This window comes from Pseudomonas sivasensis (assembly GCF_021391435.1).
Classification (GTDB): domain Bacteria; phylum Pseudomonadota; class Gammaproteobacteria; order Pseudomonadales; family Pseudomonadaceae; genus Aquipseudomonas; species Aquipseudomonas sivasensis.
The window spans coordinates 984,411-1,000,013 of record NZ_CP090029.1 but is presented as its reverse complement, the minus strand read 5'-3'; the positions used below and the strand labels follow the sequence as shown (position 1 = coordinate 1,000,013).

Genomic DNA, 15,603 nt, shown 5'->3' with positions numbered 1-15,603 from the left:
CCGCTTCGCAGCCCAGCGCGGGGCAAGCCCGCTCACCACAGACACCACAGAAGCCCCACTTCAACCACCTCAACCATTGCCCTCTTCCTTGCGATGCGCCCACTGGTAAAACGCCGGCAACACCAACAAGGTCAGCAACGTGATCGGGCTTATTTTGGTCACCGCACTTGTTGTGCCGAGCGAGCTTATTGTGGTGAGCGGGCTTGCCCCGCGCTGGGCTGCGAAGCAGCCCTGAAAACAGGCGCTGCGGTTTGTCTTAAAAACCTCGGTGTCCGGATTAGGGCCGCTTCGCAGCCCAGCGCGGGGCAAGCCCGCTCACCACAGACACCACAGAAACCCCGCTTCAACTACTTCAACCATTGCCCTCTTCCCTGCGATGCGCCCACTGGTACAACGCCGGCAACACTAGCAAGGTCAGCAACGTCGAAGAAATAATCCCCCCGATCACCACTGTCGCCAGCGGCCGTTGCACCTCGGCCCCGGTGCCGGTGGCCAGGGCCATGGGGATAAATCCGAGGGACGCCACCAGCGCGGTCATCAACACTGGGCGCAGTCGGGTAAGAGCGCCTTCGTTGATCGCCACCGACAATGAGCGCCCTTCCTCGCGCAGGTTGCGGATAAACGCAATCATCACCAGGCCGTTGAGCACCGCCACACCGGACAACGCGATAAAGCCCACCCCTGCCGAGATCGACAGAGGAATATCCCGCAGCCACAAGGCCATGATCCCACCCGTTAACGCGAACGGAATGCCGGTAAACACCAGCAGCCCGTCCTTGAGGTTGTTGAACATCATAAACAGCAAGCCGAACACCAGCAGCAATGCCACCGGCACCACGATGCGCAAGCGCTCGGAGGCTTCCTTGAGCTGTTCGAACTGGCCGCCCCAGGTGGTCCAGTAGCCCGCCGGTACTTTCACCTGATCGGTGATGGCCGCTTCGGCCTCTGCCACAAACGAACCAATATCGCGCCCACGCACGTTGGCGCTGACGATCACCAGGCGCTTGCCGTTCTCGCGGCTGATCTGATTCGGACCGAGCACCAGGTCCAGGCTGGCAACTTGGGACAAGGCAATAAAACCCAGTTGCCCGGAAGCCAGCGCCGGCACCGGGATCAGCAGCCGCGACAGGCCGTCGATATCGGTGCGCAGGGCGTCGGACAAACGCACAACCATGTCAAAACGGCGGTCGCCTTCATACAACGTACCGGCCTGGCGCCCACCGACGGCCACCGCAATAGTGTCCTGCACATCACCGACATTCAGGCCAAAACGCGCAGCCTTGTCGCGGTCGATATTGATGGTCAGCACCGGCAAACCGGAGGTCTGTTCCACCTTCACTTCCGAGGCGCCATCAAGCTTCTGCAAGGTCTCGGCGATTTCCCCGGCGGTCTTATTCAACACCGCCATGTCATCGCCAAACACCTTGACCGCCACATCACTGCGTACCCCGGAGATCAGCTCGTTGAAGCGCAGTTGGATCGGTTGCGACAGTTCATACGCGCTGCCTGGCACGATCGCACTGGCGCGCTGAATGTCCGCAATCAGCGTTTCGCGGGTTTTGTCCGGATCGGGCCATTGGTCCTTGGGTTTAAGCATCACGTAGCTGTCGGAAATATTCGGCGGCATCGGGTCAGAGGCGATTTCTGCGGTACCGGTGCGCGCAAACACCCGCTCGATTTCCGGCACCTGGGCCATCAATACTTTCTCAAGCTGCTGCTGCATCTGCACCGATTGCGTGAGGCTGGTGCCGGGCACACGCAGGGCCTGTTGGGCGAAATCGCCCTCGCTGAGGCTGGGGATAAATTCACTGCCCATTCGGCTGGCCACCGCGCCCGAACCAACGATGGTCAGCAGCGCCAGACCGAACACCAGCGGACGGCGCGTCATCACCCAATCCAGCACCGGCGCGTAGACCCGGCGTGCGCTGCGCATCACCAGATTTTCCTCTTCCTTGACCTTGCCAGTGACAAACAGCGCAATCGCCGCCGGTACGAAGGTCACCGACAGAATCATCGCGCCCAGCAGGGCGATCACGACAGTGAAGGCCATGGGGTGGAACATCTTCCCGGCCACACCGGTGAGGGCGAAGATCGGCAGGTAGACGACCATGATGATCAACTGCCCAAAGATCAACGCACGCCTTGCCTCCTTGGCGGCGGCGAACACTTCGTGCAGGCGCTCGCTGCGGGTCAACAGACGGCCGTGGCGCTGTTGCGCGTGGGCCAGGCGGCGGATGGCGTTCTCGACGATCACCACCGCGCCGTCGACGATAATGCCGAAGTCCAGCGCGCCGAGGCTCATCAGGTTGGCGCTGACTTTGTTGGTGAACATGCCGGTGAAGGTGAACAGCATCGCCAGGGGAATCACCATCGCGGTGATCAACGCCGCCCGGATATTGCCCAGGAACAGAAACAGCACCGCGACCACCAACAGCGCCCCCTCAAAGAGGTTCTTCTTTACCGTGGCAATGGCTTTTTCGACGAGGTTGGTACGGTCGTAGACCGTCACCGCCACCACGCCTTCGGGCAGCGAGCGGTTGATGTCTTCGAGTTTTTTCGCCACGGCCTGGGCCACGCTGCGGCTGTTTTCGCCGATCAACATAAACACCGTGCCCAGCACCACTTCACGGCCGTTTTCCGTGGCGGCGCCAGTGCGCAGTTCACGGCCGATCTCGACCTGGGCCACATTACGCACGCGAATCGGCGTGCCGTCCGCAGACGTGATGACGATATTGGCGATGTCATCAATGGACGCCAATTGCCCCGGTGCGCGGATCAGCAGTTGCTCGCCACTGCGCTCGATATAACCGGCGCCGACGTTGGCGTTGTTGCGCTCCAGCGCAGTGACGAGATCGTTCAAAGTCAGGTTGTAGGCCGCCAAACGCTTGGGATCTGGGGCGATCTGGTATTCCTTGGCAAAGCCGCCGATGGTGTTGATCTCGGCCACGCCGGGCACGTTGCGCAGTTGCGGCTTGATAATCCAGTCCTGGATCACCCGCAGGTCCGTCGGTGTGTAAGGCGTGCCGTCGTCCTTGAGCGCGCCGTCCTTGGCTTCCACGGTCCACAGGAAGATTTCCCCAAGCCCGGTGGAGATCGGTCCCATCGCCGTTTCGATGCCGCTGGGCAATTGCTCGCGCGCGACTTGCAAGCGTTCGTTGACCAATTGACGGGCGAAGAACAGATCGGTGCCGTCCTTGAAAATCACCGTGACCTGGGACAAGCCGGAGCGCGACAGCGAACGCGTCTGCTGCAAACCCGGCAGACCGGCCATCGCAGTTTCGATGGGAAAGGTAATGCGCTGCTCGGTTTCCAATGGCGAGAAACCAGCCGCCGCCGAGTTGATCTGTACCTGCACGTTGGTGATGTCAGGCACCGCGTCGATGGGCAATTTCTGATAGCTGGCGATGCCGACACCGGCCATCAACAGCACCGCCAGCAGCACGATGATGCGCTGCTCAATGGCGAATTGGATAAGGCGCTCAAACATGGGGAATCACTCGCAGGATCAATGGGCGTGCTCGGCCGAGCCTTTGCCCAGTTCGGACTTGAGGATGAAGCTGCCGACCGTGGCCACCTGCTCGCCGGCGTCCAGCCCTTGGCGCACTTCGACGTAGCCGTTTTCACTGACGCCCAGTTCAAGATGGCGAGTGATAAAACCGTCCGGGGTGCGCACGAACACCGAGGGTTTGTCCTCGACGGTCTGGATCGCTTCCTGCGGTACGGTGACCTTGGCCTGGGCGGTGTCCGTGGCCAGTTGCACCGTGACAAACAGCCCAGGGCGCCAGGCATCTTCAGGGTTGGGCACGCTCACGCGCACGGTGGCGGTGCGCGTTTGCTCGCCGAGTAGATTGCCGACGTAGGCCACGGTGCCGCGCACGTGGGTACCCATTTCCGTGGAACTGACGGTCACCGGTTTGCCGATGCGAACCTTGTTCAAGTCCTTGGGAAACACGCCGAAGGTGACCCACACCTGGGACAAGTCCGAGAGGGTAAAGGCGTTACTGGTTTCGCTCACGACCTCGCCAACACCGAGGTGTTTTTCAACCACCACACCGGCGAACGGTGCACGCAGCTCATACCGATTGCCGCCGACCAACACCGCACTGCCGCTGAGGGCGGTCATCTTCTGGCGGGCATTGTTCAGCGCGATTTCGGCCTCTTGCAGGGCCTGACGCGCCAGCAGGTAATCCTGCTCGGCGGAGATCTTGTCCTGCCATAACTGGCGCTCACGCTGGAAGGTCGTACGCGCCAGTTCCACCCGGCGCTCGCTGGCAGCCAGCTCGCTGCGCTGGTCAGAAATCTGTTGGCTGGCGATCACCGCCAGCAACTCGCCCGCCTTCACTGATTGACCGAGATTGACCTTCACCGACTCCACAACCCCGGCAGCACGCGGGACGATGTGCGAGGTGCGGTCTTCGTCAAACCGCACCTCTCCCGGCAGCGTCAGCAAAGTACTGATCGGCCTGGGTTGGGCCTGGGCAAGTTGAATGCCGGCAGCCTCGATTTGCTGCGCGGTGAGTTCGAGTGCGCCTTCTTCTTCCTCGGCATTTGCCAGGCTCGACAGCATCAGGCCCAAGGCGACGGCAAGCGCCACGCCGTGTTTTCTATTCATAGGGGACTCCAGAAAAAATCAGAACCGGGCGAGGTCGCCGTAAATCCGCTCGATGCGCAGCCAGGCGTCGGTGGCCTGGGAGGTGGCCGTCAGGTATTGGGTGCGCGCCGCAATCAGGGTGCGCTGGGCGTCGAGCACGTCGAGGAAGTTGAACTTGCCCATCTCGAAGCCACGGGTGGCGGCGTCTACCGCGCTTTGGGCGGCGGGGAGGATCTGCTGGTTGAACGCGCGCACCTCGTTATTGGCGGCTTGCCACAGGTCGAGGGCCTGGCGGGTTTCGGTGCGCAGGCGAAGTTCGGCGGCATTGCGCAGATCGCGGGCCTGATCAGCGCGGCGGGTGGCGGCAAGCACGTTGCCCTGGTTGCGGTTGAACAGCGGGATCGGCATCGACACCCCCACCAGGTTCACGCGCTCGCGCACGCTGGCGTCGTATTGGCTGCCGATGGACACATCGAGGTCGGGAATCCGCTGGGCTTTTTCCAGGCCCACATTGGCCTCGTTCTGCAGGATCTGCAGTTCGGCCAGGCGCAGCTCGGTGGTTTGCTCAAGGCGCGCCAGCAATTGCGCAGCGGGCGGCAACGCAGGTGTGGATTGACTTGGCGGGGCGACGGACGCGAAGTCGGCGCTGGCGCTGCCCGTGCTGGCGGCCAGGCGGCGATAGGCATCGGTAAGGCCGATCTGTGCGCGGTTGAATTCCAGGCGGATTTCCGACAACTGCACTTGTGCGCGCGTGGCTTCCACCGGAGACGACTTGCCTGCGGTGACGCGACCATTGGCGATCACCAGACCACGCTCGGCCAAGGCCAGGGAGCGTTGCGCCAGATCAAGCCGCTCCTGGGCGCGAAGGGCGGCGTAATAGCTATCGATCACGTCAGTGCGCAGGCTGTTGCGGCGCTGTTCCAGGGTCAGCGCGGCGGCGTCCTGAGTGCGGGAAGCGACATCGATGCGTGCACCGCGCTTGCCGCCCAGTTCCAGAGTCTGGCTGAGCTTGATGGTGGTGGTGCGTGAGTCGCGGCGGGTATCTTCGGCGTCCCAGGAAGCGACCGGATTGGGGATCAGCCCAGCCTGTTGGCGACCGCCCGCAGCGATATCAATTTCCCACTGCGCAGCGGCCAGGTCCGGGTTGTTGGCGAAGGCGTTTTGCAGGGCGCTATCGAGGGTCAGGGGTTGCGCCAGGGCCGCGTTTGCAGCCAACCACAACACTGTCGCCCCCATCAGTTTTTTAACGGAAATTGCCATAACGAGAGTTCCACGGCCATGAAGTCCAAGCGCTGGCAATGTAGCGCTCGCGACTTATCAGGTCGGTGGAGCAAAGATTACAAAATCGACAGCAAGGGCTCTGGGGCGGGCTTTTTCGTTGACGCTGCAAACGACCGTTTCAGTGACCAGGTTGATCAGTGCTCGGGCACGTTCCTAGCCGATCTTCACGCGGCTAACGTGTGACGCTTGCCAAACAGCGCCACACTCGCCACCCCCACTGCCCCCATCACCACGCAATACCCCACGCAAATCCATGGGCTGGTAGGCATTAACGCGATCAGCATCAGCGGTGTGGTGCTCGCCCACAGCGCGTAGGCAATGTTGTAGGTAAAGGAAATCCCCGACACCCGCACCTGCGCCGGAAACAGCCCGACCATCACCGACGGCACCGCGCCCACCACGCCGCAGCTCAAGCCGGCCAAGGCGTACGCCGCGCCCAGCCACACGCCGCCATTGATCAGGCTGGCGTACAACACCGCGATGCCCATTGGCAGCAACAGGCTGTAAACCAGCACCGCGCGCCAGGCGCCGATGCGGTCAACCAGCAGGCCGGCGAGGACGCAGCCGATGTTCAGGAACACGATGCCCAAGGCGCTCAGGGCGAAGGTGTGGCTGGGGCTCATGCCGAAGGTTTTTTGCATCATGGTCGGGGTGATGACGACAAGGACCACCACCGCAGAGGTGAGCACACAAGTGAGGATCATCGCCGGCAACAATACGGCGCGGTGGTCGCGCAGTACGGTGCGCAGGGGCAGTTCGGCAGCGGCTTGGCGGCGGGCCTGCATTTCGAGGAACACCGGGGTTTCGCTGAGCCAGCGGCGCAGCCATACGCCGATCACGCCGAACACACCGCCGAGCAGGAACGGGAAACGCCAGGCGTAATCGAGGATTTCGGCCGGGGTGAAGACTTGCGCCAGCAGCGTGGCCGTCAAGGCACCGAGCAGGTAACCGAAGGTCAGGCCAGCTTGCAGGAAGCCCAACGCATACCCACGGTGATTGCGCGGCGCGTGCTCGGCGACGAAGGTCCAGGCACTGGGCACTTCACCCCCCACCGCCGCGCCTTGCAGCACGCGCAGCGCCAGCAGGATCAGCGGGGCGAAATAACCGATTTGCGCGTAGGTCGGCATAATCCCGATCAGCAGGCACGGCAGCGCCATCATCAGGATGCTTAGGCTGAACACGCGCTTACGCCCCAGGTGGTCAGCAAAATGCGCCATCAGGATCCCGCCCAACGGGCGCGCCAGGTAGCCGGTGACGAAGATGCCGAAGCTTTGCAGCAGGCGCAGCCACTCGGGCATTTCCGGGGGGAAAAACAGTTGGCTAAGGGTCAGCGCAAAAAACACGAAAATAATGAAATCGTAGATTTCCAAGGCACCGCCCAAGGCGGCCAGGCCCAGGGTTTTGTAGTCGGAGCGGGAAAAACGCTGCGCCTGTGAGGAAAAGGTGGCAGTCATGTAGAGGCTCGGCAGACAAACAAAATGGCGTGCAGGTTATGAGGTGAGCCGAAGGATGGCAATCGCCGCAGATATATTTGTTTTCCTCATGGATCGATGAAGATAACTGCATTCCCATATCAATGGCCGTGGAGGAACATGCGCGAAAACTGCCGCCCTCATAATAAATACAAGAGGTATGACCCGTGGCCGATGCTATCGAAGAAAGCCGCTATGCCCGATTTGCCCTGCGCTGTTCCAACTTCGCCGAACGCTGGTTCCCTGACTCCTGGGTATTTGCAGCCCTCGCGGTGATCATCGTCGCTGTGGCGACCCTGGGCATGGGCGCGGCGCCCACCGAGGCCGCCAAGGCGTTTGGCGATGGGTTCTGGAGCCTGATCCCGTTCACCATGCAGATGGCCTTCGTGGTGATCGGCGGTTACGTGGTCGCCAGTTCGCCGCCAGCAGTGAAACTGATTGACCGCCTGGCGCGCATCCCCAAGAACGGCCGTTCGGCCGTGGCCTGGGTGGCGTTGATTTCCATGGTCGCGTCGTTGCTCAACTGGGGCCTGTCCCTTGTGTTCGGCGGCTTGCTGGTAAGGGCACTGGCGCGGCGTACGGATCTGCGCATGGATTACCGCGCCGCGGGTGCTGCGGCCTATCTGGGTCTGGGCGCGGTGTGGGCACTGGGCTTGTCGTCGTCGGCCGCTCAATTGCAGGCCAACCCGGCCAGCTTGCCGCCGTCGATTCTGTCGATCACCGGGATGATCCCGTTTACCGAGACCATCTTCCTGTGGCAATCCGGCGTGCTGTTATTGGCGCTGATCGTGGTGTCGCTGATCATCGCCTATGCCACCGCGCCCGGCCCGAACAGTGCCCGTGACGCCAAGGCCTGCGGCGTCGACCCAGCCTTCAACCTGCCCAAGCCGCAAGCACCGACCCGGCCTGGCGAATGGCTGGAACACAGCCCGCTGCTGACCATCTTGCTGGCACTGCTGGCGGCCGGTTGGCTGTTCCATGAGTTTTCGACCAAACCGGCGATCAGCGCCATCTCGGGACTCAACACCTACAACTTCCTGTTCATCATGGCCGGCGCCCTGCTGCACTGGCGCCCGCGAAGCTTCCTGGATGCCGTGGCGCGCGCAGTGCCGACCACCACTGGGGTGCTGATTCAATTTCCGCTGTACGGCTCGATTGCGGCACTGATGACGGTGGTTAAAGGCGGCGACGGCCAGACCCTGGCGCACCATATCTCGACCTTCTTCACCTCCATCGCGTCCCACGACACCTACGCGCTGCTGATGGGCGTGTACTCGGCGGTGCTGGGCTTCTTTATTCCGTCGGGCGGCGGCAAGTGGATCATCGAAGCACCGTACGTGATGCAGGTGGCCAATGACCTGCAATACCACCTGGGCTGGGCGGTGCAGATCTACAACGCAGCCGAAGCGCTGCCGAATTTGATCAACCCGTTCTATATGTTGCCGCTGCTGGGTGTGTTGGGGCTGAAGGCACGGGATCTGATCGGCTTTTCGTTTGTGCAGTTGCTGGTGCACACACCGCTGGTGTTGTTTTTGCTGTGGGCATTGGGGACAACGTTGAAGTATTTGCCGCCAGTGATGCCGTAGGTCACGACGTTTCTGATGAAACGCATAGGGGTTGTCCCACGCCATGCGGCGACAACCCCTGACTCCTCCTGCCCGCGCCCTTGATTAACCTGACCCGGATAAATCCTCACACTAGACCAAGGAATATCCGATGACCCCTCTATCCAAGACCCTGGAAACGCTGCTCAACGAAATTTACCAGGACGACAACGTATCGTTCGTCGAGTACAAGACCCTGCGCGACGAGGCCGACCGGCGCATGGACGCTGTTATCAAGGAGTTCGGCCTGCACAACAACGTGACGGCCTTCCAGAAAGCCATCGATGTGGCCATGCAGTTGCTGCAGACCAGCGTCATCGACGCCAAGAAAGACAAACTGACCGACACGGGCGAGGCCATCGTAAAAGATGCGATAACAGCCCAAGTAGAGTACTTGCGTGCCGGCAGCCAGTTGGCGCTGCGGCTGCTTTAAGCGCCTGTCTTCGTTCCGTCATATTGCGTTGCTACCGTCCTGCGAAATATCTTGCAACAACTCGCCAGCAAGGACTCCCGCAATGAGTGACGAGCACGAAGACCGCCCTTCCCCTGATTCCATCCCCCAACCATCTGTAGACAGCAGCCGCCGGCGTTTCCTGGGTGGTGCGGCGGTGTTGGGGGTGGGTGCGACCTTGAGTGCCTGCGGCAACACCAGCGAAGCGCCCGGAAAACCGGTAGCGCGACCGCTCACACCTCAAGAGCTGGACAAGGCCTTGCACGACCAGGTGAAAACCGTGGTAGTGATCTATGCCGAGAACCGCAGTTTCAACAATCTGTTTGCGGATTTCCCTGGTGTCGAGAAACCGCTCTCCGCGCTTTCCGCGACCGATACTCAGCAACGCGACCGCGACGGCAGCCTGTTGACCACCCTGCCACCGGCCTGGGGCGGTGTGCTGCAAGTCGGCCCGCAAACCGTGGACGGGGTGACCTACCCCAGCGAAATGCAATTCCAGGAAAACCTGCCCAACGCCCCTTTCGACCTCAAGGGCCCGAGTGGCGAGGACCTGCCCTTGAGCCTTGTCACCCGCGACTTGTGGCATGTGTTTTACCAGAACCAGATGCAGATTAACGGCGGCAAGAACGATGGCTTCGTTGCCTGGGCGGACTCCGGCGGGCTGGTGATGGGCCGTTACGCCCAAAGCCGCTATTCCCTGCGCCTGTGGGACGTGGCCAAGGAGTTTGTGCTCTGCGATAACTTCTTCCAGGGCGCTTTCGGCGGTTCATTCCTTAACCATCAATACCTGATCAGCGCTACGGCGCCGGTGTATCCGAACGCAGCAGCGTCGGTGGCCAAGGCGCAGATCGCCACGCTGCAAAGCGATGACCCCACCGACACGCGCCTCAAACCGCTGGAAAAATCTCCGGCAAGCGCCATGACCGGTCCACCGCAATTCGGCCCCAGCGCGCTGACGCCGGACGGTTACGCAGTCAATACCTTGGCCCCGCCCTACTGGCCGACCTGGATTCGCGACCCGCAGAATCCGGACTATTCCAAGCCCGACCTGCCGAACGTGCTGGTGCCACAGACCCACGAGCACATCGGCGACAAGCTGTCGAAAAAAAACGTCGACTGGGCTTGGTACGCCGGAGCCTGGCAAGCGACGCTGGATCAGTTCAAGGATTCGGGAGGTATTCCGAAAATCCCGAATTTCCAATACCACCACCAGCCGTTTAACTACTTCAAAAAACAGGGCCCCGAGAACCGTGCCGAGCGCGACAAGCGCCTGCGCGATGGGGGATTGGGCGATGAGTCCAGCACCAACAAGTTTTTCGCCGATGCCCAGGCCGGCAAGCTGCCGGCGGTGACGTTCTATAAACCCCAGGGCAACCTGAACATGCACGCTGGCTACGCCGACGTGGCCTCGGGCGATCGCCATATTGCCCGCGCCTTGAAGGTACTGCAGGAAAGTCCACAGTGGAAAAACATGGTGGTGGTCGTCACCGTCGATGAAAACGGCGGCTGGTGGGACCACGTCGCACCACCTAAGGGTGATCGCTGGGGCCCTGGCACGCGGGTTCCGGCGCTGGTGGTATCGCCGTTCGCACGTAAAGGCACGGTGGACCATACGGTATACGACACCGCATCAATCCTGCGATTGATCACCCGAGTCTTCCAATTGGAGACGCTGGACGGTCTCAAACAGCGCGATGATGCAATGATCGCCCGTGGTCAGAAGCCCATGGGCGATTTGAGCAACGCGTTGCAGTTCAACGTGTAGGACGCTTATCCAATAGCGACACGCCCGGCGATTTAGCACGCGGTTTTCCTGGTCAGCCGCTACTGTGAAGAGGTGGGCTTTCATCCCGCGCAGACGGGCTTTCGCTGACAAGGAACCAACTATGCTTACATCGACCAGGCTGTATTTGACCCTGGCCGCACTGATGGCCAGTGCGGTCGTTCAAGCCGATATCGAAGTACCGCTGGGCAGCACGCAGCGTGTCACCCAGTTGTTCGCTTACCCCAACAACTGCAACGTCATCTGCTTTCGGCCTTGGACGCTGGAGCAGACCGTCGAGCACTACCTGAACCAGAGCGTGCAGCGCGACGGCTACAGCCGGGCCAAGGTCAGCGTCAAAGTCCATGATGGCCTGGTGGCCGCGACCTTCAGCGGCGTACCTGACAGTTATGGCCAGCCCCTGACGGCACTGCTCAATACCGCCGACCTCGCCTACCAAGGCGCCAGCAAGCTCAACAGCGACGGTAAATGGGCGTTTAACTGGTACCTGTTCCTGCCGTTGGGCATGGCGTTGGAAAACCGCAAAAGCATCGAGTTGATGCACTTCCCGCCGGACTACTCACTCACTCAGGCACAGGATTACCTGGAATCGAAAACCACGGATCGCTGGGCCGACTTGCTCACCGACAACGGGGTGCCGGCCGCCGAAACCCCGGCCTACCAGACCATGATCGACATCGCCCCCATCGCCGCACCGTCCACGGCGGGCAAAGAGCTGGAGGGCGTCTACAGCTACTTCACCAATTATCAGACCCGTATGGTCAAGGAACTGAGCCTCCAGCCCGACGGCTCGTTGCCGATGGTGGCGTTCGGGGCACCGGTGCGTAGTTGGATCAAGCAGCAATACGGACAAACCGTGAATGTGCTCGGGCTGGCGCAGATAAGCCCGGCCGAGGGCAAAAGCGTTTCAGTACTGGGTGCCAACCATCCCAGCTACATCTGGTATGCAGCTGACCCCGAGTCTTATGACGGCGATGAGCAAAAGGCCGACGAGGCGGGCTTGAAGGTGATGGGCCAGGATCTTAGCGCCGCCTGCTGGCAGGCCGGGATGGGCCAGAAACCGGCGAGCGATCCGAATGTGCTGCTTAAGGCCTGCATGAATACCTGGCAGGTCACGCGCAAAGAACAGACCTGTGAATTGTTCTACACCTCGGTGCGCAAACTGAGCCAGGAGCAAGCCAATGCCAAGTGTGCAACGCCAGCAATAAAAACTCAGTTGAAACAATTGAGGAACGCCGCCCCAGCTCCCTTCAATGCGGAACCTGCGTTGTAAATCCCACAAAAAAAGATCCGATTTCTACTGTCAGATTTGACAGTAGAAATCGGATCCAACTTAAGCGAATGTTTAGCCGCGCCCATCCGCTGCAAGACTGGTAGTCAGACACCACCCGCAGGTCGATGCAGCCTAACCAAGGAGAGTTATGAAAACTCAGGCCATGGACAAGGCTAGAACTGCTGTGACTGAATGCTTATATCCGTTCAAGACGCTGCGAATTGAGCAAGGCTACCCCTCGTCCGAGCATTTCAAAGTCGTAAGCACCGCAAATGACATGGAAGGCGGGGTCAAGGCGCGCACAGCCTTTGGCTGCCGCATACGCATTGCTCATGTCTCCGGCTATGCCGTGGGCGAGAGACGCCCACATACGCTGCAGCTGTCACCGCGCATCCACTTGTACGATTGCTGGTTCTGCGGCCTGTTACAGCACTCCTGCAATCCGAATGTATTCTTCGACACGACGTACCTGGAACTCTGGACCGTTCAACCTATCGCCGCCGGCGCCTGGCTGACCCTGGACTACGCGAGCACTGAGGACGTGCTGTTCCGGCAGTTCGCTTGCCAATGCGGCGAACTGAACTGCCGGGGCTGGATCACTGGCAGCCAGGAGCCATTGAACGCCGAAGGCCAAGCGTTCATGGCGCAGTGGCGAATGCGCAAACGACCTTAGGCTTCGCCCAACGGCCGCAAGCGATATTGCGGCGGTAGTTGCTCGAAGCCACTGATGGTGGTGTTCAAACTCTTCCAGCGGCCATCCTTGATGCCGTAGATGCAACCATGGATCGACAGGCTTTGCCCCCGGTGCCAGGCGTTTTGCACAATGCTGGTGTGGCCTACGTTGGCCACCTGCTGAATCACGTTCAGCTCGCACATGCGATCGACGCGTTCCTCTTCGGTCGGCAATTGGGCCAGCACATCGCGGTTTTCGTAATACAAGTCGCGAATGGTGCGCAGCCAACCGTCGATCAGGCCGAACTGGCGATCCTGCATCGAAGCCCGCACACCGCCACAGCCATAGTGGCCGGTAACGAGGATGTGTTTGACCTTGAGCACGTCGACCGCGTACTGGATCACCGACAGGCAGTTGAGGTCGGTGTGCAACACCACGTTGGCCACGTTGCGGTGCACGAACAGATCACCCGGCAGCATGCCGACGATCTCGTTGGCCGGTACGCGGGCGTCGGAGCAGCCGATCCACAGGTATTCCGGGGTTTGCTGGCGGGCGAGCTTGGCGAAGAATTCGGGATCTTCCTGTTTGATCGCGTCCGCCCAGCGTTCATTGTTATCAAGCAGGTCTTGTAGTTCGTTCATCAGGGAAAGCCTCAGGAATGATGCGCAGTTTTGTGACTGACGACCTTTCGTCCAGGTCACGCGATGCGCAAATTAGCTTGAATCTTTGGCGAGCCGTGCCTGTCCACACACTATAAGCCCCACAGTATGAGGATTGGCCATGACTGAATCACGACGTCCCTACGGCGCTACACAGCCCGAACCGATTGACGACAACGAAGATCGCATGGGCTCGATGCGCGAGCTGGATTTTGACGAGGAGGCGCCGACGGCGGAAATCGGCGATGAAATCCCGCCCCGCGAACGCGAACACCTGATGCCCGACGAACGGGTACGTGAAGCCGGTCTGACTGGCGCTTCGACGGATGACCACGAGCCGACCGATGACGATATGAGCCCGGAAACCCTGATCCATGAAGATGGCGCACGGGATGCCCGGGAGGCGGGTGAAGACAACCCGGCAGATTTTGACCTGAGCATTGTGGATGAAGATGAAATTGGCGGCGGCAATGGCCTGGATGAAGCGGAGCTGGCTGATCTGGACCCGGTAGACGGAAACCGCTGACACTGCGCAAATCCAAATGTGGGAGGGGCGGTAAGACGATTCGACTTGCCTCTCCCACACTGGATCGCGTGTTTAATCGACCAAGGTGCAGGCCATGACGACCGCATCTTCGCGCCCGCCGACAGCCGGGTAGTAGTCGCGGCGACGCCCAATCTCGTTGAACCCATAACGCTCATACAGACGGAACGCGCCGGTATTGCTGTCGCGCACTTCCAGGAAGCATTCGCGCGCCTTGGCAGCATAAGCGCGGGACATCAGGTGCTCCAGCAACGCCAAACCCAGGCCACGGCCCTGGTTTTCCGGCTTGACAGTGATGTTCAGCAAATGCGCCTCATCAAGGATGATCTGCACTACGCCGTGGCCCACTTGCTGCTCGCCTTCGAACATCAGCCAGATCTGGTACTTGCCCAGCCCATCGAGAAAGATCCCGCGAGTCCAGGGGTGGCTGAACGCCGCGTATTCGATTTTCAGCACGGCATCGAGGTCAGCCTCGGTCATCGGGCGGAAGGATAAAGCCTCACTCATCGGTTGTTTTCCAGCGCGCCATCAGCCGGCGCATGGCTTGCCAGACATCAGCCTTACGCTGTGGCTCTTCCATTAATAATTCCAGGCCCGGCAGGGCCCATACAGAACCCAGGCCCTCGACCTGCAGTTCGCGGTACCAGGACTCGGCATTCGCCTCGCCGGCAAACCGCACGGCGGGGAGGCCGATCAGCCACAGGCAGACACAGGGTTCGTCTTCCAGGCGCGCCGAGACAAAGCCTTGCACAAAGTCCCGCGCCGCTTCAGGGCCTTGGTCCATGGTGCCGCGTACCAACAGCGGCCAGCGTACCGGGTCCCCGACGATTTGCGGGCTGTCAGGCAGACCCGCAGCGCGCAGCATGTCTTTGAGCAGCATGTAGGCGGGGTCGCGCGTCTGGAAGCGTTCACCGGTGGGCAATTCCACCAACAGCAGACAGCGCCCGGCCCGCAGCAATTGCAGGGCAAAGCGCGGCGGCGGCACTACCGGGGCCTTGACCACCGGGGCTTCTGCTTCGGCGACCACGGGCTTGGCCACCGGCGACGGACGTGGCACTTCGATCTTGGTGCGTTCGACCGCCGGGCGCGCCTGCGGCTCTGGCTTGACGACTGCCACCGGTGCAGCGGCCTCCTCGCCCGAGGTCTCGAACGCGTCATAAGGCTCAAGCGCCTGCAGCAACTCGGGCCGCGACGGCGCGGCAAACGGCAGTTCGGTGCGGGGCAGCCAGTTGACCACCTGCATGGCGGTCAAGTAAGCGCGACGTCGGGACT

At 61.1% G+C, this 15,603-nt stretch carries 13 protein-coding genes; 6 read left to right on the top strand and 7 right to left on the bottom strand.

Going from position 1 to position 15,603, the window contains the following annotated elements; all coding sequences use genetic code 11:
* Nucleotides 1-352: 352 nt before the first annotated feature.
* From LRO94_RS04300 to LRO94_RS04285, 4 genes are all read right to left on the bottom strand, one after another.
* The gene (locus LRO94_RS04300; RefSeq protein WP_233896944.1) at nt 353-3,487 is read right to left on the bottom strand and encodes a CusA/CzcA family heavy metal efflux RND transporter; all 3,135 of its coding nucleotides are present in this window, start codon (nt 3,485-3,487) and stop codon (nt 353-355) included.
* Nucleotides 3,488-3,505: 18 nt separating this feature from the next.
* Complete coding sequence (locus tag LRO94_RS04295) at nt 3,506-4,612, bottom strand: efflux RND transporter periplasmic adaptor subunit (protein WP_179179558.1); 1,107 nt, start codon at nt 4,610-4,612, stop codon at nt 3,506-3,508.
* A gap of 18 nt (nt 4,613-4,630) precedes the next feature.
* Nucleotides 4,631-5,851 carry a TolC family protein gene (locus tag LRO94_RS04290; protein ID WP_099601906.1) on the bottom strand — a complete coding sequence of 407 codons (1,221 nt, stop codon included), beginning with the start codon at nt 5,849-5,851 and terminating at the stop codon, nt 4,631-4,633.
* Nucleotides 5,852-6,036: 185 nt separating this feature from the next.
* Complete coding sequence (locus LRO94_RS04285; protein WP_032886045.1) at nt 6,037-7,326, bottom strand: MFS transporter; 1,290 nt, start codon at nt 7,324-7,326, stop codon at nt 6,037-6,039.
* Between the two features lie 185 nt (nt 7,327-7,511).
* On the opposite strand from LRO94_RS04285, the gene LRO94_RS04280 reads away from it, so the two are divergent.
* The 5 genes from LRO94_RS04280 to LRO94_RS04260 all read left to right on the top strand — a co-directional run bounded on the left by LRO94_RS04280 (nt 7,512) and on the right by LRO94_RS04260 (nt 13,128).
* Nucleotides 7,512-8,930 (top strand): short-chain fatty acid transporter, encoded by a 1,419-nt coding sequence (locus LRO94_RS04280; RefSeq protein ID WP_032886043.1) that lies wholly within the window; start codon nt 7,512-7,514, stop codon nt 8,928-8,930.
* A 130-nt stretch (nt 8,931-9,060) separates the two neighbouring features.
* The gene (locus tag LRO94_RS04275; protein WP_032886041.1) at nt 9,061-9,381 is read left to right on the top strand and encodes a hypothetical protein; all 321 of its coding nucleotides are present in this window, start codon (nt 9,061-9,063) and stop codon (nt 9,379-9,381) included.
* A gap of 82 nt (nt 9,382-9,463) precedes the next feature.
* Nucleotides 9,464-11,164, top strand: a complete 1,701-nt coding sequence (acpA, locus tag LRO94_RS04270; protein WP_032886040.1) for an acid phosphatase — start codon at nt 9,464-9,466, stop codon at nt 11,162-11,164.
* A 121-nt stretch (nt 11,165-11,285) separates the two neighbouring features.
* Nucleotides 11,286-12,455, top strand: a complete 1,170-nt coding sequence (locus LRO94_RS04265; protein ID WP_032886038.1) for a hypothetical protein — start codon at nt 11,286-11,288, stop codon at nt 12,453-12,455.
* Between the two features lie 148 nt (nt 12,456-12,603).
* A complete protein-coding gene (locus tag LRO94_RS04260) occupies nt 12,604-13,128 on the top strand; it encodes an SET domain-containing protein-lysine N-methyltransferase (protein WP_179179559.1) in 525 nt (174 codons plus the stop codon).
* On the opposite strand, the gene can is transcribed toward LRO94_RS04260, so the two are convergent.
* Entirely contained in the window at nt 13,125-13,769 is a 645-nt protein-coding gene (gene can / locus LRO94_RS04255) for a carbonate dehydratase (RefSeq protein WP_003188288.1), read from the bottom strand. The genes LRO94_RS04260 and can overlap by 4 nt on opposite strands.
* A gap of 139 nt (nt 13,770-13,908) precedes the next feature.
* Here can and LRO94_RS04250 point away from each other — a divergent pair, with 139 nt between their 5' ends.
* Nucleotides 13,909-14,313, top strand: coding sequence for a hypothetical protein (locus LRO94_RS04250; RefSeq protein ID WP_032886036.1), 405 nt, complete (start codon nt 13,909-13,911; stop codon nt 14,311-14,313).
* A gap of 72 nt (nt 14,314-14,385) precedes the next feature.
* Here the strand turns inward: LRO94_RS04250 and rimI are convergent, their stop codons facing one another.
* Both rimI and LRO94_RS04240 read right to left on the bottom strand, forming a co-directional pair.
* The gene (gene rimI / locus LRO94_RS04245; RefSeq protein ID WP_032886035.1) at nt 14,386-14,838 is read right to left on the bottom strand and encodes a ribosomal protein S18-alanine N-acetyltransferase; all 453 of its coding nucleotides are present in this window, start codon (nt 14,836-14,838) and stop codon (nt 14,386-14,388) included.
* A complete protein-coding gene (locus tag LRO94_RS04240) occupies nt 14,831-15,574 on the bottom strand; it encodes a hypothetical protein (RefSeq protein ID WP_050442822.1) in 744 nt (247 codons plus the stop codon). The genes rimI and LRO94_RS04240 overlap by 8 nt, the downstream gene beginning before the upstream one ends.
* Nucleotides 15,575-15,603 lie beyond the last annotated feature (29 nt).

Bases quoted from the DNA above. Each gene is read 5' to 3' on its own strand.
- LRO94_RS04250 (WP_032886036.1), top strand. From the start codon at position 13,909: ATGACTGAATCACGACGTCCCTACGGCGCTACACAGCCCGAACCGATT.
- LRO94_RS04265 (WP_032886038.1), top strand. From the start codon at position 11,286: ATGCTTACATCGACCAGGCTGTATTTGACCCTGGCCGCACTGATGGCC.
- LRO94_RS04260 (WP_179179559.1), top strand. From the start codon at position 12,604: ATGAAAACTCAGGCCATGGACAAGGCTAGAACTGCTGTGACTGAATGC.
- rimI (WP_032886035.1), bottom strand. From the start codon at position 14,838: ATGAGTGAGGCTTTATCCTTCCGCCCGATGACCGAGGCTGACCTCGAT.
- acpA (WP_032886040.1), top strand. From the start codon at position 9,464: ATGAGTGACGAGCACGAAGACCGCCCTTCCCCTGATTCCATCCCCCAA.
- can (WP_003188288.1), bottom strand. From the start codon at position 13,769: ATGAACGAACTACAAGACCTGCTTGATAACAATGAACGCTGGGCGGAC.
- LRO94_RS04275 (WP_032886041.1), top strand. From the start codon at position 9,061: ATGACCCCTCTATCCAAGACCCTGGAAACGCTGCTCAACGAAATTTAC.
- LRO94_RS04240 (WP_050442822.1), bottom strand. From the start codon at position 15,574: ATGCAGGTGGTCAACTGGCTGCCCCGCACCGAACTGCCGTTTGCCGCG.
- LRO94_RS04295 (WP_179179558.1), bottom strand. From the start codon at position 4,612: ATGAATAGAAAACACGGCGTGGCGCTTGCCGTCGCCTTGGGCCTGATG.
- LRO94_RS04300 (WP_233896944.1), bottom strand. From the start codon at position 3,487: ATGTTTGAGCGCCTTATCCAATTCGCCATTGAGCAGCGCATCATCGTG.
- LRO94_RS04285 (WP_032886045.1), bottom strand. From the start codon at position 7,326: ATGACTGCCACCTTTTCCTCACAGGCGCAGCGTTTTTCCCGCTCCGAC.
- LRO94_RS04290 (WP_099601906.1), bottom strand. From the start codon at position 5,851: ATGGCAATTTCCGTTAAAAAACTGATGGGGGCGACAGTGTTGTGGTTG.